This window comes from Arenibacter arenosicollis (genome assembly GCF_014397245.1).
Lineage (GTDB): Bacteria > Bacteroidota > Bacteroidia > Flavobacteriales > Flavobacteriaceae > Arenibacter > Arenibacter arenosicollis.
Genome location: NZ_JACLHY010000023.1, coordinates 24,020 through 47,590, shown reverse-complemented (window position 1 = coordinate 47,590; position 23,571 = coordinate 24,020). Strand labels below are relative to the sequence as shown.

Genomic DNA, 23,571 nt, shown 5'->3' with positions numbered 1-23,571 from the left:
GTTAGGAAATTGATAAAATATAATTTTCTCTTTGGGGTTTTGGTGATGGCCACATTTCAAGTGATAAAACTTTTTCAATAGATTTTACCAAAAGTTTAAATGAAGAAGGTTTTTGAATATAATAATTTGCACCTTGTTCATATGTTTTATCAACATAAATATCACTGGCTGATGTTGAAAATATAACAACTGGAATATCCTTTAGTTTTGGCGTATTTCTTATTTCCTCCAAGCATTGAAAGCCGTCTTTAAAAGGCATGTTCAAATCCAGGAAAATTACGTGAGGTGGAGGATGTTGGATTAAGTTCTCTAGATTTTTCATCAATTCCAAACCATTGTTGGAAAGCGTGATATCAGTAGGGAGGCTTACTTCCTTAAGTGCATCTATAAAAAAATCGCGATCATCAGCATCGTCATCAGCAAGAAAGATATTTTTCATTTGTGTTTATATTTATATAAGCGAAAGAAATTCTTTGGAAGGAATGCCTTTGGATGTTGTAATTAATGGTACAATGCAATAATGGTTAGACGGGGTGTTGCAGCCATTTTTCTGTAGGCGGGGATAAGCCTTGGTGCTGACAGCAACAAAGGTCGGCTTCAGAAATTGATTCAACATACAAATATACTTATTATTAGCTTACAGTGGAATATTTGGTTAATGTCCGTATGCAGCCTATAAGAGATTTGCCGCCACTTTTGGAGTACCATAATCGGCCATTTTGCAAAAACAGTTTGTAGAAGGGGGGCAATGTTAGGAAAACCTTCCTTTTATAGAAGTGATAAATATATTACTGTATTTATAAAGGAAAGAAAAATGTATAAATAAATGTCCCTTAATATGAAAATTGGAGGGTTTTATTTATGCTCATTTACGAGAACATGACTATTGTTGCCAAAGTGGTTCACTTATCCAATTACATTTTATAAAACCGGTTTGAAGTAAGGATTTCCATAAAACTATGGTTTAGATTATGTTTTTTACAGGTAAACTACACTATATAACATAATTATATAGACGGCAAAAAAAATGAAACATTTTCTCATAATACTTTATTTATTATTGTACTGTTATTACTAATATGGGATAAAAGCTCACTGGACTACAGGATATTTTCCTATTAAATTTATTTGTAGTAATGAAAGAGCAAAGTTCTTTAATACCTGCTCTTTCATGTACATTCAAAAAAAATCCTAACTATTTACCAACTACCTAGAATTGTATTGTTTTTTAGGATGGGACAATGTCCTCGTTTTTACTTATTAGTTTAATATTATTGAGTTCCAGCAAAATTGTTTGTAATGCCAAGGCCGATTCCCGCTCCTTAACAGTAACGGAAGTTCCATTATAATATATCGGTCTTAGGAAACTCTTCAATTTTCCAAGAATTCTGTAAAGGAAATTATTCTCTTTCCACGTATCCATAGGTTCTGTTTAAAATACTATTGACAGCAAAGGTGAGAAGTATTGAAGGGATTAATGTTATATAATTATCCTAATAGATTACATAATTCTCCTGTTTTTTTAAAATTCTCAAACATCCCAAGGGAAGACCCAGCAATACATGTGCAACTTACTTTAAATTCGGTTAAGGTTATTTCTTTATCGTAATAGATTGAAATGATGGAACAAAATGAAGTTGAAAACCAATGGCTTAAAACTGATAATTTTACAGCACCGACCAAAAGACTCTTGAAATACACTAGTCAATATTTTTGTGCAATTTTTTATTATATTTATGCGAAATTAAAAACCTAAAATCCGGTCAATGTCCAGGTTAGGACAATAAAGTATCTTGACCTATGGACAAAATCCCCTACATTCTCCTTGCTGATGATGACCCCGACGATTGCATGTTTTTCAGGGAAGCTCTGGAAGCATTATCTTTTTTAACAACTAACATAATCGTTTATGATGGAGAGGAACTCATGCAGTTGCTTTCAAAAAATACAACAAAACTTCCCGATGTTCTCTTTTTGGACTTGAATATACCCCGAAAAACAGGATTCCAATGTCTAAAGGAAATAAAAAACGATGTAGGGCTGTCAAAGATTCCGGTCGTTATAATTTCTACCTCTTATGACCGATCCGTTGCAGACGGACTATATCAAAATGGAGCCACCTATTTTATACAGAAACCAGTCGGGTTTTCTCAGTTACTGAAATTAATTTCACTCGCCATCGAACTCGTAATACAGAAAAACGGTATACGTACTGAAAAGAACAACTTTTTACTGCAATAATGTAGTCATGGAACATCAGGATTTAGAAAAGTTCCAATACACCATTTAGCCGTAAAAGATTCCATATTTATTTTCCATTACCCAAGTATTGTCAGAATTTATACTCGATAAGATCCACGGAATTCCCTGTGTAATTAGTGGTTTCTACTCATAATGTTTACAGATTATACCCAAATAGCCACGCACCTTCCATGAGGTTAACCTAGAGCCTACGAATGTTTAATGGGAATAAGAAATCCACCATATATTATCCTTACCTTTAAAGGAAATGTGATCGATAAAATAAAAGATCAATTTTCTATTAATAATTTTCTGTCGCAATCGAGTATCTATTTATAAAAACGGTACAAAAATATCGATATTCAATAGTATACCATGGATATGAAAACACCCAAAAAGAAGCTCATAATATCAGAGAACTGTTTCCCCGTAGTGGGGATCGGTGCCTCCGCAGGGGGGCTAGACGCCTTTAAAAGACTTTTGAAGGCCATTCCAGAGTCCTCCGGAATGGCCTATGTCTTAGTGCAACATCTGGATCCCACCCACGAAAGCATACTACAGGAACTGCTTCAAAAAGTGACCTCCATACCCGTTCTGGAGGTTACCGATGAAATAATAGTAGTGCCTGATCATGTATACATCATCCCCAGCAATAAGATGATGATCGCAAACGACGGCGTTCTTGAATTGAGGCCCCGACCAGCAAAAGGCGAAAACGAACGTAATATGCCCATTGACCTTTTTTTTAGGTCGCTAGCGGAAGTACACCAATCACATTCGATCGGGGTGGTACTTTCCGGTACCGCCACCGATGGAACTTTGGGACTCAAGGCCATTAAAGACCACGGCGGTATCACGTTTGCGCAGGATGAAGAATCTGCGGCATATAGCAGCATGCCAAATAGTGCTGTACAGGCGGGCGTGGTGGACTTTATACTTCCCCCCGGAGACATACCAAGAAAAATTAAGGAGGTGGCCCATATCATCAACGGAAATGGTGTGGAAAATTCTGGGCAAAAAGAAGAGGATACCATTTACAAACAAATAATCGCGTTGCTACGGGTACGCAAGGGCACTGATTTCACATACTATAAACAGACTACTATACGCAGAAGGATACTCCGTAGGATTGCCATTACCAAAACTATGGAACCATCCGCATATCTAAAATATCTAAGGAGGGACAAACAGGAGCTGGATGTATTGTATATGGACCTGTTGATTCCGGTAACCGAATTTTTTAGGAATCCAGAGATCTTTGATAAACTATATAAAAAAGTTATCCCGAACATCATAGAAAATAAGACTTTTGAGGATACCATTCGTGTCTGGGTAGCGGGCTGCAGTACGGGCCAAGAAGCGTACTCTATTGCTATCGCCCTCTATGAAGTATTGGTCGGCAGAGCCCCTTTGTCCCAATTTCAAAAAGTGCAGGTCTTTGCTACCGATTTGAGCATGCCCGCCATTGAAAAGGCACGATCTGGAATGTATTCCAACAGCGAAGTCAAAGGGGTGTCTCCGGACCAGCTACAACGTTATTTCACCAAGAACAATAACGGTTACCAGGTAAACAAATCCATTAGGAGTTGTTGCGTTTTTGCAGTACATGATTTTTTAAAGGATCCTCCCTTTGGCAAGATGGATCTCATAAGTTGCCGGAATGTACTCATATACCTGGGAGGATACCTACAAAAAAGTGCACTGACCACTTTTCACTACGCATTGAATCCAAACGGTATTTTATGGCTGGGAAAATCGGAAACGACCAGCGGGGTTCCCTCACATTTTAGGGCTTTGGATAAAAAAGATAAGTTGTTTTCCCGCCTAGAGGTGCCAAAACGTTTCATCCCTACTACGGGCCTTCGAAGCGAACAAAGTTTTAATGATCTTGGGGGCCACGGAAAAATCGGAAACCTCCGCACCGATTTTCAGAAGACTGCGGACGATATTCTGCTTAGTAGATTCACACCGGCCGGAGTGGTCATTAACGAGGCTATGGACATTGTCCATTTTAGGGGCAGTACCGGTCGTTATCTGGAACCTGCCCCAGGTAAGGCCAGTCTCAATTTATTTAGAATGGCGAAACATGGCTTGGCCTTCGAGCTGCGTAATATTTTGCACAAGGCAAAAAAAGAAAATACTGCAGTAGTAAAAGAAAACATATCGGTGCAGCTTAATGGAGATGAGACCCGAAACATTAGTATCGAGGCTATTCCCTTGCCCAATATAGTGGAACCCCATTATTTGGTACTTTTTCACGATCGTGTTCTAAGGGAGGGCACACTGTCGGCAATAGGCAAAAAACTACCCAAGAAAGGAGATATTGGTGGAAAATCCAAAAAGAACCAAAAGGATCTGCATATAGAACAGTTGGAACAGGAACTTGCCCAGACCCGGGAGGATATGCGCAGTATTATAGAAGAACAGGAGGCGGCCAACGAGGAACTGCAAAGTGCAAACGAAGAACTGATGAGCGGTAGCGAGGAACTACAGAGCCTTAATGAGGAAATGGAGACCAGTAAGGAGGAGCTTCACAGTACCAATGAAGAACTAATGGTGGTGCACCAGGAGACTATAGGCCTGAACGAACAACTGTTAGCCGCTAGGGACTATGCCGAAGGCATTGTTGATACCATACACGAACCTTTGTTGGTACTCGACAGAAGCTTACGCATAATATCCGCCAACCAAGCTTTTTATAGAACCTTTGAAGTAAACCAGAAAGATACGGAAGGGAAACTGATCTTTCAATTGGGGAACAAGCAATGGGATATTCCGGGCCTCCGAACCCTTCTAGAAGATATTCTGCCCCATAAATCAACCATTGAAAATTTTGAGGTAGCCCGTAATTACCCCAACATCGGGGAGAGGAACATGCTATTGAACGCCCGAGAAATAAGAAGGGACAGCGAGGACGAAAAATTGATTCTTTTGGCCATTGAGGATGTTACTGAAAAAGCAATGCTACGCCAGAAGGAAAAAGAACTTCTGGATAGGTTCGAGAATCTGTTGTTACAGGCCCCAGTAGCTATTATGGTCCTAAAAGGACCGGAATTTTTGGTAGAACTGGCCAACGAAGCCTATTTAGGGATGGTAGAAAAAGAAAAGGATTTTATCGGCAGGCCACTCTTTGAATCCTTGCCCGAACTAAAGCTCCAAGGGGTCAAGGAACGCTTAGAAGGTGTGATGCGAAATGGTGTTCCTTACCATGGTGTCGAACTAAAGATCTTGTTGCTCAGAAAGGAAAAAGGGGAGATGGGTTATTTTAATCTTGTGTATCACCCAATACATAATGAACAAAACAAAGTAACAGGTATCATGGCCGTTGCGAACGAGGTAACGGAGAAGGTGCGCGCCAGACAGCTGGTGGAAGAAAGTGAATACCGTTACCACAACATGATCCATTCCTCACCTTCCCTGATTTCTGTTCTTAAAGGTGAAAACATGACCATCGAAATTGCCAACGATGCCATGTTGGAGTCGTGGGGCAAAGGAAAGGAGATAATTGGGAAATCGCTTTTTGAGGTCCTGCCCGAGGCGGCCGAACAAGGATTTGAAAAACTTTTACTGGGTGTTTACAGAACTGGTAAGTCTGCTAATGCCTACGAAGCCCCGATTACACGGGTTAGGAACGGGCAAGCGGGAATTGAATATTATACTTTTATGTACCAGGCACAACGTAACCTACAGGGCGAAATAGAAGGCGTGGCGATTATAGCCAATGAAGTTACGCCACAGGCCGTATTGCATCAAAAATTACGGGAAAGCGAGTCCCATTTTCGCCAAATGGCAGACCTGATGCCCTCAAAAATCAGCAATGCGGATATAGCCGGAAACGTCACATATTTTAATAAAAACTGGTTGGAATTCACTGGGTTGGATTTCAAGGAATTAAAGGAACTGGGCTACCATAAGATTATGCATCCCGAAGAGGTTGAGGAATTTGGTAAACGTCTTGAAATCGCGTTGGAAACTGGGACCAACCTGGAAATGGAAATGCGTTTTCTGAACAAGAACGGCGACTATATATGGCACCTGAATATCGCATCCCCTATAACGGACGAGAAAGGCGATTTCCAAATGTGGATAGGCGTTTCCACGGATATTACCGAGCAGATATCGACAAGAAACCGTAATCAAGAGACTTACATAATGCACTCCAATGTGCTGGAGGAACAAGTATTACAACGTACTGCGGAGCTGCGGGGTTCCAACGACGCACTTCAGGTTAGTAACTCCGAATTGAAAAGGCTGATCAAGGAACTGGAAGCGTTCACATATGTGGCCAGTCACGACCTGCAAGAACCTTTACGAAAAATACAAACTTTTATAGGACGTATTTCGGATGGGGAGAGCGATGGCCTGACCGATAAGGGCAAAGGTTATTTCCAAAGGGTATATGCGGTTTCCGAACAGATGAGGGGACTTATCAAGGACCTACTTGATTTCTCACGCCTAGGTTCGGCTGAGAGAAAGTTTGTAGAGACCAATCTTGGTGCAATAACCGAGGAGGTAATAAGGGAATTTGAAGGGCTGATTGATGAAAAAAAGGCAACGATAAATTGCGAAGAAATGGACACGGTAAAAGTGATTCCTTACCAATTTCGTCAGCTAATGTACAACCTAATCGCCAATGCCCTAAAATTCTCAAAGCCCGATAATCCTCCGCATATTACCATAAAAAGTAAAATTGCCAAGGGAAACAAGCTCGAAATCAAAGATCTTTTACCGGACAAAAGGTATTGCCAGATCACAGTGGAGGACAATGGGATAGGCTTCAAGCCCGAATACGGTGACCAAATATTCGAGGTATTTAAACGTCTCCACGGGAAGGAGGTCTACTTGGGCTCCGGCATAGGTCTTGCCATCGTAAAACGGATTATAGAAAACCACAATGGGACCATTACGGTAGAAGGTGAATTAGACCGGGGAGCAAGATTTGACATCTATATTCCGGTCTTCTAAGAAACTACTGAACAGCTAGCTGTTCAGTTCATGATACTTTGCATCAATAAAATATGCGATACGGTCAACCCCATTTATTTATTTTCAGCATATTTATTGTAATACTTGTGATAGGAATTAACACGGAGGAATATGGATACAATAAGCACAGGAACCCTTGCAAAACTCAAGGAAATCATGAGAAGGAATAAGGAAGTGGAAAAAGCCTATCATAATGCCGCCAACAGTACAGATAACAAAAAGCGAATTCATTATTTCCGGCGAAAATCCAAGGAATGGAAAAAATTCGGGGAAGCCTTAAAGAATAAGGTAAGGGCCGCTTTACCCGCTAAAGGCGAATTAAAGCCAGAGATGGAGGACATGGAAATGCCCTCATTGGACAATGGTGCTACAACACTCAAAAAATTTTCGCAAAGGGAACGTGCAGAGGTGGACGATTATCGCAAGATTTTGGAGGGGCAAAAGCTTCCTTTTGACATTTACCATTTAATAAGAAAACACAAAATGTGGATTGAAGTGGATCTGTCAAAATCAATGCTATGAGTTGCATAATATGAATTTAATCCACAGACTTCTTGCCAAGGGCAGCGGATAGATTGTTTGAAGAATCAATCCTGTCAAAATTTCAGTGCTTGATGTTTTAATTTATGGTAGGCTGTTCTCATCCCATTTAACAGTTCTACAAAAGAGCGCACGGACATGGCAATAGGCTAGGCCCTTTGGGAATATAATCTAATATTGACAATGCTTCTTGTATATAATCCATAAAAAAAACGGATTGGGTATTGCCAATCCGTTGATTTTTAAAAACTTAAATTTTGTAGCGAGAGGGGCGAGATCCCTTGACCTCCAGTTTATAAATTAATAAGTTTGTTCCATCAATATTAAAGTTAAATCCTGTTCTTCTCCAATTCATAGGCATAGGAGAGATAGTAGTTTCTGGCAGGTGCATTTATTTGTTGTGATGCCAAAGCCCTTAACAACCTTACCTTAGCTTCAATGACTTTCGTCCTTTCATAATCGGTCTGGAGTAGATAATCGGCCAACTGTAATCCCCATTGATAATTACCTTCCTTTGTAGCTCTATTTAGTTCTGCAAAAACCTTACTTTCACCTCCTGCCAATTCAATTATGTTTTTCGCTTCTTGTGAGGATGAAAGGGGGTAAAGATTTGTAGGATTTCCATCAAACCAACCAACATAGTGTAGATATATAGAACGAATCCCCCAAGGTACAGAACCATAAAACTCTTGCAAGTTTGGTTGTTCTGCCAATGAATCCGATAAGCTAACGCTATCAACTGTTTGTTGCAGGGTATAGCCCTTGTTCATGGCTTCTATTGTTTGGGTGTATACACTTAGAATGGCAGATGAGTAATTTGATAAATTTTGATGAACAACTGATTTTCCTGAGAGTGGGCGTGTATGGCCCGGTACAAGGTGCTCCACTGGGTAAGTACTCATTTTTCGAATCGATTCTCCCCAAGATTTAACATCCCTATATTGAGAACCTCGAATGGCATACAAGTTTGGAAAGGATTTGTAGTAGTTATCTCCTGTGAATAATGTTTCCAGGTCAGGAATCCATACAAAGAGCTCGTCATTTGTTTCTCCATCGGCCGCATGTAGCTCAAAATCCAAACCTGCAAGCGTCACCAACATAGAGTCTTTAAATGTAATATTGGGTTCTATATACCCTTTTCCAGCCCTGTCTGTTGAAGTAATACCGGGGGCCACACCTCTATTAATAATATCTTTAGCTGGTAAATCGCGCCCAAACTGTCGTGCGTTTCGTTGTTTTAGGATGGGTTCTATCGGGGAATGTTCCTGCAACTCATTCTTAAAGCCCTCCCTTGCAATAACCTTAACATCTTTACTATTGCCAATAAACGCAGAGGTGCCTCCTGTATGATCTAAATGCCCATGGGTGTAAATAAGGGCCTGTACAGGTTTATTGCTTACTTTACGGAACTCTTCGGCTACCTTTTCCGCAGCTCCCAAAGCGCGAAGTGCATCAATGATCACCACTCCCTGCTCACCTATGACCATAGAGGCATTGGAACCATCATAGCCCACGGCTACATAAACGTTTTCATTCAATTTTATAATCTCAGGTGTAAATTCAGCACTTTGATTTTTTAATTTTTAAGATTCGGATGTTCTTGTCCTTGTCCTTGTTCTTGAGGTATGCTATTTTCTGTGGAATTTTGACATGCATTTAAAAAAATAATCCCCAATAAAAGCAAGGTGAATTTTACTATTTTGTTGGCTGCCATAAATGGAGCAACCATTTTTTGCTTCTTTTCTAGTTTCATTATCTATAAATTTTTTATTGTTTCGATCATTTCAACGGCTGTTTTATGCTGTCTTCCTGCTGCTTTTTCAAAATCGGAACTTACATCGTTGGCACCTATTTTAATCCCTTCGTAGATACCGGCTATTATAGTTCCAATAAAATCGCCTAAGGCTTCTTTTCTTTCTTGTTCATAAGCCTCTACCGAAACAGGATTATAGGTCAGATTTGTACCATATACCTGATTAATAATTCTTGCTAAATCTGCCTGGGTAATGGCCTCGCCCACAAGCTTATAAACTTGCCCGTTATGCTTAGCATTGAGAAGCATTTGCGCATAGGCGTAACCCAATTCTTCCCTACTGGTATAAGCACATCTCCCATCTGCAGCACAATTTCTAATCTCGCCCTCTTCTACATAGTTGTCAATATACTCAAGGTCCGGTTCTATATATATACAATTTCTGCCGATCACCCATTCCAATCCAGAGGCCCGTACATCTTTTTCGCTCTCGCGATTGCTTTGTACCACAGGGCTGAATGCGGTTTTATTTTCGTCCCCTACAATACTGGTGTATACAATTTTTTGCACTCCATTTTGTTTTGCCGCTTCAATGACATTTCTATGTTGTTCGATTCTTTTTTTGGGATCGTCCATACCCGAAACCAAAAGAACGGCATCCACACCTTGTAGGGCCCTATCAAAATCCTGACGATTGTTGTAGTTTCCCTTTCTAATTTCAACACCAAGATGTTTGGCCTTTTCAGGGGTACGGGCTATGCCTATTACATTCTCTTTCCCTATTTCCTTTATAAGCTGTTTTACAACTGCTGCCCCCAATTGTCCGCTTGCCGATGTTACCGCAATTTTCATAATTGCTATTTTTGATTCAATTAATTGCCCAATTCTTTTTCAAATTATTCAGCTGTTTTTAAATGATCAATAATTCCACTTTTGAATACGGTTATTAAGTTCCTTTCAGGCTTGTTTTCATAACCAACTATAATAGAACTGTGCACAAGCATTTTATCAAAATCAAAAACAAGGGTTAAATAGTCTTTTTTATCTATTTCGTGCCAGTTGATCCAATAAAGATTATTGCCAATTTTACGGGAACGATAAAGAATATCCTTGTTTCCATTGCCTTTTGCCGGTCCTGCGACCCACTCATATTTTGCTTTGCCATTGTAAAATTCCATATGTATGGCAGTACCATCCTGATACTGGAAATTCAATGAATAACCATCCAAGAAATGCTCGGGCTGACCGAACTGAAATTTATTTTCTTCCGCGGTTTTGCTTTGAGCCGAGCTAAGTCCAACACTGAATAGAGCAAGACAAATAAATGTAACTAATTTTGTTTCCATTTTCTATGATTTTAAAGTTTGGTACAAAATTGGGCCAATTCAGAATAATGCGGTAGGTAAATCTTCGGATAAGAATGGTAAATGTGGGAATGTAACCTCTATAAGTTGGATTTGAACTGTTTAGGGGTATTGCCAGTATGCTTTTTAAAGAATTTGGTGAAATTAGTAACTTCATCGAAACCCACTGCATATCCAATTTCCTTTAAACTGTAATTGGAACTTGCAATGGCTCTTTTAGTTTCAAGAATCACTAAATTATCTATAAAATGTTTGGCAGAATTTAGTGTAAATTCTTTCACTATTCCATTCAAATGCTTTGTAGAAATTGAGAGCATATCCGCATAATCCTTGACATTTCTGGTGGTAGTATACTTTTCTTCCACTAAATTTTTAAACTCAAGAAATAATGGATAATGCTTTTGGAGTTGTTTTGGTGAATCATCTGCCTGCGTAAGGCGTTCCAACTTTAGTAAATACAATTCTAGAAGTTTAGCCACAATATTTTTTTGAGCATAGGTGTTTTCTGCTTCCAGTTCATCTTTTAACTGCCCAATAAACGATTCATTAAAATTGCTGCCATCTACAGCAGTTTTGGAAATATGATAATTATAGAGATGTGATATAAACTCGATCGATGATTTTGAAAAATATTGGAGCACAAATTCTTCGGTAAACACAATGAGGAATCCGTCGTAACTCGGATTTTCTTCAAAAGCATGTACTTGTCCCTTTGCTATTTTTAATATTGTACCTTTTCTTAATGGATATTCTTTCAAATCAACATGATGGCTTCCCGAACCTTTGGTAACGATCAACAAGGCAAAAAAGCTAAGCCTATGGGGTTTATTGGGATCGTGATCTAAGCCTGTCCTTATTTTGGCAAATAGCTGGGATAGATTAAGGAACTCAAATTCCTTTTCATTTTTTTCGCTTTTAAATGATATGTTGGGTATGTTGTTCAGACTGCTAAGTTTTTTAAGCTTAAGTACACTAATGGGTGATATGATTGGACTAATATACGGCTATAATTAATTATTTAAGTGTACTTGAAAACGGCCGTTTTATGAGACTGTTTGGAAGTATACGCTTAGTACCAAAAAAACCTTGATTTTCTGGAGATTGTAAAAGGTGAGATTTTAAAGCGGGGGAATACTAAACCAATTAATTGGTGATTAAAGAAATATTTTTGGCTTACTTTTTCGTTCCACTATACCGCTCTTTGTTCAATCTTAGGTGGAATTATTTTTAAGCGTGCAAAAGTATTGGTTTTTTTAATAATGGGTAGATCTATTTCTCAGTCTGCGTAATTCAATTCTTATCTTTTTTCTTCTTCCTTTTCCATATAATATATAATACGATGACTAGTACAGGGAGAATAATATAAACAATGACATCAAACGGACTTGTAAGATCAATAGGTTTATTGTCATCCGGGTTTCGTGTGCCTATAGGCAATTGTAGCAATAAAGGATATAGTTTATATAGCATAGTTTTTTTTGTATGGCTCGTATGCAATTTACTAAATTAAATAAACTATTCTTTTTTGTTTCATTGCTTTTTCTGTAAGGGCGCAGATTAGGTAAACTAGTTCTGTTTATTTTCTAAATAGCCTTTACTTCTAAATACTCTTGTTAATCGATTATTGGTGACAATACCTTTATACAACTATTTACAATAGTAAGAATTATCATTAATATTTAAGGTGATCTAGTCTAAAATGGCTACTTTCAGACGCTAAAATAGAATTACCCTAGTTTTCAAAAGATATGAATTACAAAAATCACAATTACCGCTTCCTTATACTTATAATGACCTTATTTTTCATAGGATGCAAAACTGCTCCAGAGGAAGATTCCGGCAAAGAAATTACTTTACGGCTAACTCCAACCTCTGATAATCCTAGGAATAGCGAGGGTGATTTTATCCAGCTTAAAGATGGACGAATATTGTTTGTTTATACCCATTTTACTGGAGGAGCGGGTGATCATGCCAAAGCTTATCTGGCAGGGAGATATTCCAGTGATGGTGGCCAAACCTGGACAGAGGAAGACGTTAGCATATTATCCAACGAAGGTAGAATGAATGTGATGTCAGTTTCTCTTTTGCGGCTAAGTGATGGAAGTTTGGCCCTTTTTTATATTCGAAAAAACTCAGAAACGGACTGTATACCATTTATGCGCTTTTCTACTGATGAGGCAAAAACTTGGAGTGAACCGATCAGGTGTATGGAAGACGAAGGATATCACGTTGTAAATAACGACAGATTGCTTCAGTTGCCCAATGGCAGGATCATTTATCCTACTGCACTACATGGTGAGGTTGAATCCAGGATGACTGCTAATGGAAAGATATATTCGTATTTCTCGGATGATCTAGGGAAAAGTTGGTCAAAATCCATGGAGGTACCCAATCCTGACAACGTCGTGTTGCAAGAGCCAGGAATCGTTGAATTGGATCACGGGAAAATGATGCTTTTTTGTCGGACAGACGCTGGTGTACAATACTTCTCCTATTCGGAAGATGAGGGAGAGACCTGGTCGCCAATCGTAGCGGGAAATATAAAATCACCACTTTCCCCAGCTTCGATAGAGCGCATTCCAAAAACAGGGGACTTATTATTGGTATGGAACAACAACTACCAAAATTCAAGAGACGGTGGATATCGAACTCCCTACAACCTTGCCATATCCAAGGATGAAGGAAAAAGTTGGGAGAAGATAAAGACTATAGAAAGTGACCCTGATGGATGGTATTGCTATACAGCAATAGAATTCATGGATAATCATGTGCTTTTGGGGCATTGTGCAGGCGATAGAAAGGGAGGGCATGGTTTGGCTACTACGCAAATCACCCGCCTTAGCTTAGATTGGATTTATCAGGATGCTACAGAAGATCCCAAAGTGGCATCAGATCAAAATGGCAATATCCAATTGGCATCCAAGGACGCAACATCTAAAATTTATTATACCCTTGATGGCACTCTGCCCAAACCGGAAAATGAATTTCTATACAACGAACCCATTGTCATTACCAAGAAAGCCTCCTTGCGTATGCAGGCATTTTCGGAAGACAACACTCCCAGTCAGATCGTATCTGCGGAAATTGGTAATGACATATTTGAAGAGGCGCAGCAACTAACGGAGAAGCCGATACCCGGAATACATTATAAATATTACAATGAAGAATTAAGCAAGGCGAGAGGGCTTGAAAAAAAGCAGGAAACAGCATCAGGTGTAATCCCTCAATTTACCATAGAAAACAGTCAGCAAACAGAAAATTTCGGTTACGTCTTTGATGGATATATAAATGTCCCAAAAGATGGATTATACACCTTCTTTCTTGAATCCAACGATGGAAGTGTACTATTCCTGAATGATGAAGCGCTCATCGATAATGACGGGGCCCATGGCAATTACGAAAAAAAGGGCTCCATTTCTTTAAAAACAGGAATGCATAAAATCTCGCTCAACTATTTCCAGCAAGGTGGTGGAAGTAAATTGACTTTATCCTGGCAAGGTGAGGATTTCGAGAAGGTAGAAATTCCATCAAATATGCTTTTTCATAGAAATTGATTATTTCAATATACTGTTTATTGAAGTAATCATTTTATTAAAAGAAGGCATAAAAAAACGGATTGGCACTATCCAATCCGTTTGTTTTTAAAAACTTGAGTTTTGTGGCGAGAGTAGGGGACAAGACCCCCAACTTCCGGGTTATGGATTCCTGCTTGAATTTTTAAAACGCCCTAAATACGGGGCTTCCCAGATGCTAGTTTATAAAAATGTGTTCCAAAACGTGTTCAGTTTTGTGTTCACTATTGTTATTAATAATTTTAAAGTAAATTAGTTGAATTCTTGTAGTTAAACTTTTTTTTTGGAAACAAAATGTTTCTAGTGAACATTACTGCCATTTTTATCTTCATGTAATACTACGGATTATGGTATGTTACCGTCTCCGCAAGGTACGGGCAGATTTGTGTCCGTACTTAATGTTATGTGCTTTTTCTTATTTCAAAGCATCAATTCCTGCCTTCACAATCTTCAAAATCCGATCAGCATCCTGTACACATCCATCCCATATACCGCTCTGTGTCGCTGCCCAAATTTTAATATCATTGGGCAATTCTGGATGTGGTCGTAGTTCTGGATGTGGTGATCTGCTTGAAAATAAATGCGCTATTTCGGCTTCACTTAGTTCGGCATTGGGATCGCTTTGCGAGGCTATTAGATTTATACTTCCAGTTAGATTATCGCAATCAATTTTGATTTCAATGATATCTCCATCTTGAACCTTACTGATAGGTCCTCCTACTAGAGCCTCTGGACCAACATGTCCTATACATGCGCCTGTGGAAACGCCAGAAAAACGTCCATCGGTAATCAGGGCTATTTCTTTTCCAAAGGATAATTGTTTCAGAGCACCCGTGATTTGGAAGGTTTCTTCCATTCCTGTGCCACTTGGCCCGGTTCCAATCAATATGATAATATGACCTGGTTTTACCTCTCCATGATTAATTGCCTTAATGGCATTTGCTTCAGAGACAAATACTTTAGCAACTCCTTTTTTATAGTATATGCCGTTGTCATCAATCATCTCTTGAGCGATTGCACCACTTTTGATCAACGCTCCTTCTGGTGCCAAATTTCCGGTGGGAAAAGTCAAGGTGCTTTTCATGTTGGCCTTCTTTGCCGCTTTAGGAGATAGTATCACTTTATCAGGATGTGCATCAGCATTAAATGTCTGGAGGTTAAATCGTACTTGTTGACGTCTATTTCTTTTATTCTCTGCTTCCCAAACGTACATTTTACCACCCTGCTCCCAGACATCCAAATTTTCGCCCAGTGTTTTGCCTGTAACTGTGAGGCAGTCTTCTTTGAGTAGACCTAATTTTCGCAGATGTAACATTACCTCTGGTACTCCTCCGGCAGCATATACGTGTGCTGTGGAGTACTTCCCTGCTGGGAGCACATTGACTAATCGAGGCGTTTTTCGGTTAATATTCTCCCATTCTTCTCGAGTAGGCATCGGTAGACCCGCTGCATGAGCTATAGCAGGGATATGCAGTAAGAGGTTAGTAGATCCACCAAAAGCTGCATGTACTACCATAGCATTGTAAACGGCATCTTGAGTGACGATCTGCCTGGTATATATATTGTTTTTTGCCAGATTTACCAGAGAAATCGCTGAATCTTTAGCAAGGGCGTACCAAATCTTCCCTCCAGAGGGGGCTAGTGCCGAATGTGGCAATGCCATTCCCAATGCTTCTGCTACGACTTGGGAGGTGGCTGCTGTTCCCAAAAAATGACAACCTCCACCTGGTGTCCCACAGGAAGCACATCCATGGGATTGTGCCTCTTGCAATGATATTTCTTTATGGGAAACAAGCGATGGTAAAGACTGTACCGAACCCAAATCTTTTATTCCTTTGGCGATTAATGTCACCCCGCCCGGCATAATAATCGTTGGAAGATCAGATTCATTCGCCAATGCCATCATCATCGCAGGTAGGCCTTTGTCACAAGTAGCGATGCCCATTACGCCTTTGCGATTGGGCAAAGAGCGTCTTAAATCTCCTAAAACTGTGGCGGCATGATTACGATAGGCTAATGAATTCATCATGCCTGTAGTGCCTTGGGTACGTCCATCACAAGGATCGGATACTGATACATAATAGGGTTTGGTAAAGAGGTTTTTGAAAGCACTTGCAGCAACTTTTGCGGCATCCCCCAATTCGAAATGTCCTGAGTGCATGCCCAGTGCCAGCGTCTCTTCCCCGTTCTTCAACCCTCCCGCAGTACTCATTATAAGGAATTCTGATTGATTTACATCTTCTGGATTCCACTTCATCCCGGCATCCTGTATTTTGCCAAAGATGTCACCACTGGGCTTGTTTTCATAGTCTTCGCGTGATATTGGTAGTAGCCCTTTTCTTGGGGTAACTTCTAAAGGGAAATAAAAGGGACTGTTCTCTTGGAAGTGCTCTTTATCGTTATTGCTCATATTTCTTTAAAATCGTGATACGAAGGCATCAAATTAGTCTATCAGTTACAAGGGGAAATATTTTTCTAAAGGATATGTCCTTATCATTTCAAACTACATCACATTTTCCTACACCAAAAGTGAGGGATAGCTTAAGCAACAAGAAAAAAGGAAGCTTAGGAGGTGAGCAATCATCTGTCAAGAACGATTTAATGTATTGTCAATTGCACATAACGGTCTTGTGTATGGTTAGGAGCCTGGTTAAGCACCTAATTTAGCAAATAAAAACCGAATAGATAATTCCCAAGGAGTTACATTTAGGAAATCCTCGCAATGGACTAAAGGTTTTGTTAGTTACGGTATATCAATTTATAATCCCAGGAGTCTTTCTTATATATGTCTGATTATCGAGCTGATTTAACATAAAATCTGCAACACTTGCTCTTGAGATCATTTTGGTCAGGATATAACTTCCAACTGTGAGTCCATGCTTGTAATTAGTCCGTTTTTTTCCATTAGTTAACTGACCAGGTCGAATTATTGTCCAATCCAAGGTACTTTTCATTATTAATTTTTCTTGTTTGGACTTATCTATAAAGTAAAATAAAAGTATTAATGGTATTGTGAAAAGGGTATAATATAATCCAAGCTTAAACTTGCTATCATTAATTCCAAGTGATGTTATGCAGATAAATCGTTTTACTTGATTTTTAGTCATAGCAGATATTATATTTTTAGTTCCTCTTGAAAGTATGGTTGTTTTAATAAAGAATTTTTTATGGCCTAATGCAGATAGAACCGCATCTTGTCCTTGAACGGCCTGTTCAAGACTTTCCGGAATTAAAACATTTCCTTTTAATATGATTAGATTTGGATGACTGTATTTTATTTTTATTGGTTTACGAACAACAGCTGTTATAATATGACCTTTATCTAGGCCTTGTTTAATCAATTCACGTCCTGTTCCTCCAGTTCCACCAATTACTAATAATTTCATGATTCAAGTTTAATCCATGTGAAACTAATTAATTTTAAACTTTAATTGATTTATAAATAACCGAAATGTCGATAAATTAGGACGAAACGTTATTTTAAAATGTTCGTTAAGGCACATTGTTTACACAAGTTAAAGATTATCCTTCACCCTAAATTAGTCTCTAACCTTGTTGCTTGTTCTTTATTTCTTAAATTATTTTCATCCTTTCCAACTTTTGGGTCTCTGGGTTTCGAAAGGTAAAATAGACATACCAACGTTTGGAAAGGTCTCCATTGGCGGTGTTGATTTTTGGTAAGGAAAAATTCTTCTTGTTGGACAAACTGTGTTCTAAAACGTGTTCGCTTTTGTGTTCAAATGCAATGATTTCGTAAAACGTAACCATAAAAAAACGGTTTAGAGTTAACTAAACCGCTTGTTTTGGATGATTTCTATACTGTAGCGAGAGGGGGGGCACGATCCCCCGACCTCCGGGTTATGAATTTGAAAAAATCCTAATCAACCCCTTAATATGTACTTAATTTTATAAAAACGTTTACGAAATCGTTTACTGTATTAATATTAAATTTTAACGAAAATACAATGTAAATAATGACCATCCAAATCATATTGACTTTTACTTAGCGATAGTCCGTCTTGCTTAGTTGCAAATAAAATTCATTTTTTAATATCTGTAGCGCTTCAAAAAAAAGAAACTGACCCTGTTTAAAAAAAATGACACTTCTATTTTTTTTTAATCTTTGATAACGCTGTATTTAGTCTTTATATCTAGTATCCAATCGTGCGAAATAATGCCGAATATTAGCTATAAACAATGAATAATCATCCATGCTTTGTTCAAACCGGGTAATTCTTTGATTCAGTTTTTCAAAAGTTTATGTATTAAATTAGGTTCTTTAATGATCTTGGATAGCTCACCAAATTACACCTCACAAATAAATTTTTGAGAATAGATCAACCCTAATGCTACAATTAGGAATCTTATATTAAAAGGTTTTCCCATTAAAAGTAGGGAACACCATATAGATATAAAAATCAAAACTGCTTTAAAAGGCAGCCTCCTTTATTTCACTATATCAGAAATTATAGGCTAGTCCAAAAGTTACTATTATTAGCCAAAATGTTTTAGTCATTTGTATTAATCACAGGGAATAGCAGGTCCAATGCCACCGTGTCCTAAAAGCTGATTGCAGTTTGTTGTACAGTAACATTTATATCCATCATTATCAGAATTATAATTAACAAGAAATTCTTCATCACCAGTTGATTCATCATAACTTATGTTAAAGTAGTCAATTTCTCTTCCATCTCTTTTGACGATCACGGTAATAGTCATTGAGGCATCAATAGATGTTTCCCCTGTACTTATGAATTTATTTTCATGTGATATTTGCAAACTTTGGGCTTTTCTTGCAGTAACAAATTTATAGGTGCCAGCCTCCAAATCACTATTAAAAAAAATAATAGGCGCTATTTCGCTAGAATCTAGAAATAGAAGGTTTTCACCAATAAACTCCCCCTCGCCGTCATTTCTTGCAGAAGCTATTGCTAGAAATTTATCAAATTCACTGACATCTCCAGTAATATTTATTTCCACCTCGTAATCGTTGAGATAATCATCTGAATTATCACACCCGCTAAATATAAAAAAAAGAAATATGGTTACTATTCTAAGTTTATTGGTTGTCATTGGCTTGTTTTTGTTCATTTTTTAATAATGCTATGCATTTCTACTGTGATTTGTCAACTACCATTTATATATTGTATTTTCTGGATATAGTTATTACTCCACCGCAATTATAATTTGGACTGCAATCTGTATATTCAAAGGTCTCATTAAATGTACCAGAGAAACTACCTGTACTAGCGTTAAGAGCAACAGCTGCTTTCATCCTTACCGCAACTTAAAATAAACAATAACGAGATTAATAGTAAAAGTGGTTTCATAATACGATCGGTTTTCAGTTAGCAAAGCATAACCATAGCTTCGTAAAAAAAAAATATAAAGAGGATTCAGGCCGATTGGCGGATAAATGACTATTATTTATTGAAAATATGTTAAATATGTTAAAATATTAAATTTTTACCGTTTAAATTATTAAAAAAATCGACAATCGGTACGATTAATCTTCGCTATGTTACTTCATGCCTGTAGTTTTGAAATGATTCAGTTCATAAATGAATTGATATCAAATAGCTGTTCTCGTTAAATTAGAATTAGATAAAATATAAATGGAGTAGACCGACAGGGAAGCTAGAAGAGGATTTTAAAAGAGAAATCATCCTTCCTTTTAGGATTAATTGAATGCACATATCACACCAACCCAAACTCCTCCACCAATCTCCAAACCGCAGGATTTATTTCGCTAAGTCGTTGTAAATCCCTCGCCATTGGGGTTAGGGGTTTGTTGGTATGGTCGGAAGTATTTTTGAACTTAAACAACAAGTCCACCAAATCGGCACCTTCTTCTAGGTCATAGGATTCAAGTAAGCGACTACAGCTAATTTTAAAGCCTTTTGCGGTAAGCATGGTTGATTTGTCTGCCCATGCCTTAAGCTGACTATTGGTTCCGATAGGAAAATGGTATTGGTGGAAGTTTTAAGGGGCATTTTTCGTTGAAACGTTAAAATTTTTCTTGCTTTAAAGTTATAATAGAATAAATCTTCACTCAGTTGAGAAATTAATTCATTCTGGAACGTGGCAAACCAATTTCATGCTCCTGTGGATATGGGGCTCGATGAGTAGTGCTCCTATCTTCTTTTAATCTCTCATGTACTTTATAATCTCTATCGCTACCGTTCTCGTATCGAGGGTCCGGAACAAAAGGCATTTTTTCCATCTTGGATATTATTATGGTCGGGAAATGAAAATCCACCTCCACCGTGCCCAGCAGTAGATAGCAGCCCCCACCTTTAAATGGATATTTTGTTAATGTGGTCGCAAAATGGGCGGTATCGAAGTAATCCCCATTATTGTCTATCCATGTCCCAAAATACATGTTACCATTCTTGGTGGGCACTTGTTTTGTAGATACCAGATAGGCCAACATACGTACCGTTTTCTTATAATTATCAAGCAGTTGGTTGTTCATTACATCCCCGCGATACTTTGTTTTTAAGAGCTCAAAAGGAGAGAGCGATACCGAAAATCCGAGTATCTCTATTTCATCGAATGCATCTTCGATAATATTGCGCTCCATAACCGGAAATGTATATTCTTGTATTGGCTCTTCTATGAGCAGCATAGGTGACTTCGAAACCTCACCAGATTCCAACATTTTGGCAATAATTATAAGGTCGCTTTTCGGTTTACCGGTAAACCGAAAAGCACCAACAAATATCAAAGTTTGTAAGGTCTCACCGCCGATGGCTGTTCGCGATAGGAAATTCTCCAAGGATGTAAAATCGCCATTCGCCTTTCTTTCCTCAACCAACTGGACTGCTAATTTTTCATCCATAGATTTTATAAGACCGAATCCAAGATAGATATCCACGCCCTTCACACAAGTCTGCAATTCGCTATTGTTCACACAAGGTACATGCACGGTACCCCCAGAACGCTTTGCTTCATGAACATAAATTTCCGTACGGTAAAATCCACCACCATTATTTATGGCACATACCATAAATTCAATTCCGTAGTAGGTTTTAAGGTAGAGACTCTGATAACTTTCTACCGCATATGAGGCGGAATGTGCCTTGCAAAAGGAGTACCCCGCAAAGCTTTCGATTTGCCTAAAAACTTCCAAACTTAATTGCTCGTCATGGCCACGTATTTTACAGGATTCAAAGAACTTATATTTTAAACTTTCAATCTCTTTTTTAGAGCGCGATTTACCACTTATGGCTCTCCGTAAAATATCCCCATAGGTTGGTTCAAGACCCCCATAGTGAAGGGCAATTTTAATAACATCTTCCTGATATACCATTATACCATAGGTATCTCCTAAAAATTCTTCAAATACTTCATGGAAATATTCAAAACTATTCGGGTTATTGTGGCGATAAATGTACTCTTTCATCATACCACTTTTCGCTACTCCAGGGCGAATAATACTTGAAGCTGCCACCAAGGTCTGATAATCATTACATTTTAATCTTCTGAGAAGACCACGCATGGCAGGGCTCTCTATATAAAAACAACCCAAGGTATTTCCGATTTGTAAGTTGCTATTACATTGGACATCTACCTTATAGGAATTAACCTGTTCAATAGCAATACTGATACCCTTGTTCTCTTTAACCAGTTCTACGGTACTTGCTATTGTTCCCAATCCTCGTTGGCTAAGAATATCGAACTTCTCGAACCCGATATCTTCGGCAATATGCATATCAAATTGAACGATTGGGAAGCCCTTAGGCTTTATCTCTAAGGCAGAGAAATTAGTTATCGGTTCCTCGGATATGATTACACCGCAAGCATGCATACTTCTTTGATTTGGAAATCCCAAAAGCATAGCTCCAAGTTTTGCTACACGGTCAACAACAGAATCCGTTCCGCCAGATTGCAAACCCTTATTGGACAACTGGTCCAACTCCGCCTTTTGCAGACCATAGACTTTGCCCAATTCACGCATTATAGAGCGATGTTTGAATTCCACAATTGTTCCGCAGAAAGCTACGTGACCTGGAGAGAATCTCTTGAAGATATAATCGAGAATTTCGTCACGTTCTTGCCAAGACCAATCTATATCAAAATCGGGAGGGCTTTTTCTATTTTGGTTTAAAAAACGCTCAAAATATAAATCAAGCTCAATAGGACAGATATCCGTAATTCCAAGGGCGTAGCTTACAATACTATTCGCACCGCTTCCGCGACCAACATGCATAAATCCCCTACTTTGACTATATCTTATAATATCCCATGTAATCAAAAAATATCCCGTAAAGTTAAGTTCGCCTATTACTTTAAGCTCTTTTTCCATTCGAACTTTGGCATCCTTGTTCTTTGCACCATAACGCCTTACAATTCCGTCCTCGGCCAACTGCCCCAACAGTAACATATCCCCCGACTTACTCCCCGTGTACAGTTTTTTATTCCTAGGTACCGTAAAGTCGAATGTGAAATTACAGCGATCGGCCAACTTCTCCGCATTGCGGATTATACCAGAATATCTAGAAAACTGTTTCTCTAAAGTCTGCGTAGGATCCATAACCTCCGAGGGATGGCAATGGGCATCCTCCGGCAACTGTGATAACAAGATGTTATGGTCGATACATCTCAGCGTTTTATGAAGCTCATATTCGTCTTCGTTACGAATGGTCACGGATTGAAACGCTATAGTTTTTCTTAGCAATTTTTGATATATCGGTTTGATCAATTTGGTGGTCTCAAATCCATTGACCCCAAGAAATTCATTCTTTTCCAAACTTACTGGAACATTGGATAGCGGATAAATTATAAATGCATTTTTAAATTTCGGGGCTATGGTGGGAAGCTGCTTTTCATTGAGATTATAATTTGTCAAGAATTCACAAAGCTCGCCGATTCCCTTCGTGTTCTTTGCTAGTCCGGTATATTGTTTTTCATCATTATTGCGAAATTCGACACCCACTATGGGTTTAATTTTTTTTGCATCACACATCCGAATAAAGTCGTAAATACCCGTTACCGTATTGATATCGGTCAGCCCCAAGGTAACCACACCCATTTGTGCTGCCAGGTCTACAAGTTCCTCCAATGGGATTGTTCCGTATCTTAGACTATGGTATGAATGGCAGTTAAGAAACAT

General features: G+C 38.6%; 17 protein-coding genes. 4 read left to right on the top strand and 13 right to left on the bottom strand.

Annotation, left to right across the window (positions count from 1 at the left end; genetic code table 11):
* Position 1: 1 nt before the first annotated feature.
* Entirely contained in the window at positions 2–439 is a 438-nt protein-coding gene (locus H4O18_RS17855; RefSeq protein WP_187587157.1) for a response regulator, read from the bottom strand.
* Positions 440–1,228: 789 nt separating this feature from the next.
* Positions 1,229–1,423: a hypothetical protein gene (locus H4O18_RS17850; protein ID WP_187587155.1), complete on the bottom strand. Its 195-nt coding sequence runs from the start codon at positions 1,421–1,423 to the stop codon at positions 1,229–1,231.
* A 377-nt stretch (positions 1,424–1,800) separates the two neighbouring features.
* Between H4O18_RS17850 and H4O18_RS17845 the strand changes: the two genes are divergently transcribed.
* The 3 genes from H4O18_RS17845 (at position 1,801) to H4O18_RS17835 (ending at position 7,749) form a co-directional block, all read left to right on the top strand.
* Positions 1,801–2,241, top strand: coding sequence for a response regulator (locus H4O18_RS17845; protein WP_187587153.1), 441 nt, complete (start codon positions 1,801–1,803; stop codon positions 2,239–2,241).
* Between the two features lie 381 nt (positions 2,242–2,622).
* Positions 2,623–7,206 (top strand): chemotaxis protein CheB, encoded by a 4,584-nt coding sequence (locus H4O18_RS17840; RefSeq protein ID WP_222942460.1) that lies wholly within the window; start codon positions 2,623–2,625, stop codon positions 7,204–7,206.
* Positions 7,207–7,338: 132 nt separating this feature from the next.
* Complete coding sequence (locus tag H4O18_RS17835) at positions 7,339–7,749, top strand: hypothetical protein (RefSeq protein ID WP_187587143.1); 411 nt, start codon at positions 7,339–7,341, stop codon at positions 7,747–7,749.
* A 347-nt stretch (positions 7,750–8,096) separates the two neighbouring features.
* Here the strand turns inward: H4O18_RS17835 and H4O18_RS17830 are convergent, their stop codons facing one another.
* From H4O18_RS17830 to H4O18_RS17810, 5 genes are all read right to left on the bottom strand, one after another.
* Positions 8,097–9,305, bottom strand: coding sequence for an alkyl/aryl-sulfatase (locus H4O18_RS17830; RefSeq protein WP_222942459.1), 1,209 nt, complete (start codon positions 9,303–9,305; stop codon positions 8,097–8,099).
* Positions 9,306–9,343: 38 nt separating this feature from the next.
* On the bottom strand, positions 9,344–9,520 hold the full coding sequence (locus tag H4O18_RS17825) for a hypothetical protein (protein WP_187587141.1): 177 nt from the start codon (positions 9,518–9,520) through the stop codon (positions 9,344–9,346).
* A gap of 3 nt (positions 9,521–9,523) precedes the next feature.
* Complete coding sequence (locus H4O18_RS17820; protein WP_187587139.1) at positions 9,524–10,372, bottom strand: SDR family oxidoreductase; 849 nt, start codon at positions 10,370–10,372, stop codon at positions 9,524–9,526.
* 44 nt (positions 10,373–10,416) lie between these two features.
* A complete protein-coding gene (locus H4O18_RS17815; RefSeq protein WP_187587136.1) occupies positions 10,417–10,866 on the bottom strand; it encodes a MoaF-related domain-containing protein in 450 nt (149 codons plus the stop codon).
* 98 nt (positions 10,867–10,964) lie between these two features.
* A complete protein-coding gene (locus tag H4O18_RS17810) occupies positions 10,965–11,810 on the bottom strand; it encodes an AraC family transcriptional regulator (protein WP_343065478.1) in 846 nt (281 codons plus the stop codon).
* Positions 11,811–12,632: 822 nt separating this feature from the next.
* On the opposite strand from H4O18_RS17810, the gene H4O18_RS17805 reads away from it, so the two are divergent.
* Positions 12,633–14,438, top strand: coding sequence for an exo-alpha-sialidase (locus H4O18_RS17805; protein WP_187587134.1), 1,806 nt, complete (start codon positions 12,633–12,635; stop codon positions 14,436–14,438).
* 433 nt (positions 14,439–14,871) lie between these two features.
* Here H4O18_RS17805 and H4O18_RS17800 read toward each other — a convergent pair whose 3' ends face one another.
* The 6 genes from H4O18_RS17800 to H4O18_RS17775 form a co-directional block, all read right to left on the bottom strand.
* Positions 14,872–16,866 (bottom strand): YjhG/YagF family D-xylonate dehydratase, encoded by a 1,995-nt coding sequence (locus H4O18_RS17800; protein WP_187587132.1) that lies wholly within the window; start codon positions 16,864–16,866, stop codon positions 14,872–14,874.
* Positions 16,867–17,209: 343 nt separating this feature from the next.
* On the bottom strand, positions 17,210–17,842 hold the full coding sequence (locus tag H4O18_RS17795) for an NAD(P)-dependent oxidoreductase (RefSeq protein ID WP_187587130.1): 633 nt from the start codon (positions 17,840–17,842) through the stop codon (positions 17,210–17,212).
* 187 nt (positions 17,843–18,029) lie between these two features.
* Complete coding sequence (locus tag H4O18_RS17790) at positions 18,030–18,224, bottom strand: hypothetical protein (protein ID WP_187587111.1); 195 nt, start codon at positions 18,222–18,224, stop codon at positions 18,030–18,032.
* A 753-nt stretch (positions 18,225–18,977) separates the two neighbouring features.
* Positions 18,978–19,547 carry a beta-barrel fold lipoprotein gene (locus H4O18_RS17785; protein WP_187587109.1) on the bottom strand — a complete coding sequence of 190 codons (570 nt, stop codon included), beginning with the start codon at positions 19,545–19,547 and terminating at the stop codon, positions 18,978–18,980.
* A 606-nt stretch (positions 19,548–20,153) separates the two neighbouring features.
* A complete protein-coding gene (locus H4O18_RS17780; RefSeq protein ID WP_187587107.1) occupies positions 20,154–20,369 on the bottom strand; it encodes a hypothetical protein in 216 nt (71 codons plus the stop codon).
* Positions 20,370–20,520: 151 nt separating this feature from the next.
* Positions 20,521–23,571 (bottom strand): DNA polymerase III subunit alpha, encoded by a 3,051-nt coding sequence (locus H4O18_RS17775; protein WP_187587208.1) that lies wholly within the window; start codon positions 23,569–23,571, stop codon positions 20,521–20,523.

Coding starts and splice junctions, on each gene's coding strand:
- H4O18_RS17780 (WP_187587107.1), bottom strand. CDS start 20,369: ATGCTTACCGCAAAAGGCTTTAAAATTAGCTGTAGTCGCTTACTTGAA.
- H4O18_RS17815 (WP_187587136.1), bottom strand. CDS start 10,866: ATGGAAACAAAATTAGTTACATTTATTTGTCTTGCTCTATTCAGTGTT.
- H4O18_RS17845 (WP_187587153.1), top strand. CDS start 1,801: ATGGACAAAATCCCCTACATTCTCCTTGCTGATGATGACCCCGACGAT.
- H4O18_RS17785 (WP_187587109.1), bottom strand. CDS start 19,547: ATGAACAAAAACAAGCCAATGACAACCAATAAACTTAGAATAGTAACC.
- H4O18_RS17775 (WP_187587208.1), bottom strand. CDS start 23,571: ATGTTTCTTAACTGCCATTCATACCATAGTCTAAGATACGGAACAATC.
- H4O18_RS17855 (WP_187587157.1), bottom strand. CDS start 439: ATGAAAAATATCTTTCTTGCTGATGACGATGCTGATGATCGCGATTTT.
- H4O18_RS17790 (WP_187587111.1), bottom strand. CDS start 18,224: ATGGTTACGTTTTACGAAATCATTGCATTTGAACACAAAAGCGAACAC.
- H4O18_RS17795 (WP_187587130.1), bottom strand. CDS start 17,842: ATGAAATTATTAGTAATTGGTGGAACTGGAGGAACAGGACGTGAATTG.
- H4O18_RS17840 (WP_222942460.1), top strand. CDS start 2,623: ATGAAAACACCCAAAAAGAAGCTCATAATATCAGAGAACTGTTTCCCC.
- H4O18_RS17820 (WP_187587139.1), bottom strand. CDS start 10,372: ATGAAAATTGCGGTAACATCGGCAAGCGGACAATTGGGGGCAGCAGTT.
- H4O18_RS17805 (WP_187587134.1), top strand. CDS start 12,633: ATGAATTACAAAAATCACAATTACCGCTTCCTTATACTTATAATGACC.
- H4O18_RS17835 (WP_187587143.1), top strand. CDS start 7,339: ATGGATACAATAAGCACAGGAACCCTTGCAAAACTCAAGGAAATCATG.
- H4O18_RS17800 (WP_187587132.1), bottom strand. CDS start 16,866: ATGAGCAATAACGATAAAGAGCACTTCCAAGAGAACAGTCCCTTTTAT.
- H4O18_RS17825 (WP_187587141.1), bottom strand. CDS start 9,520: ATGAAACTAGAAAAGAAGCAAAAAATGGTTGCTCCATTTATGGCAGCC.
- H4O18_RS17850 (WP_187587155.1), bottom strand. CDS start 1,423: ATGGATACGTGGAAAGAGAATAATTTCCTTTACAGAATTCTTGGAAAA.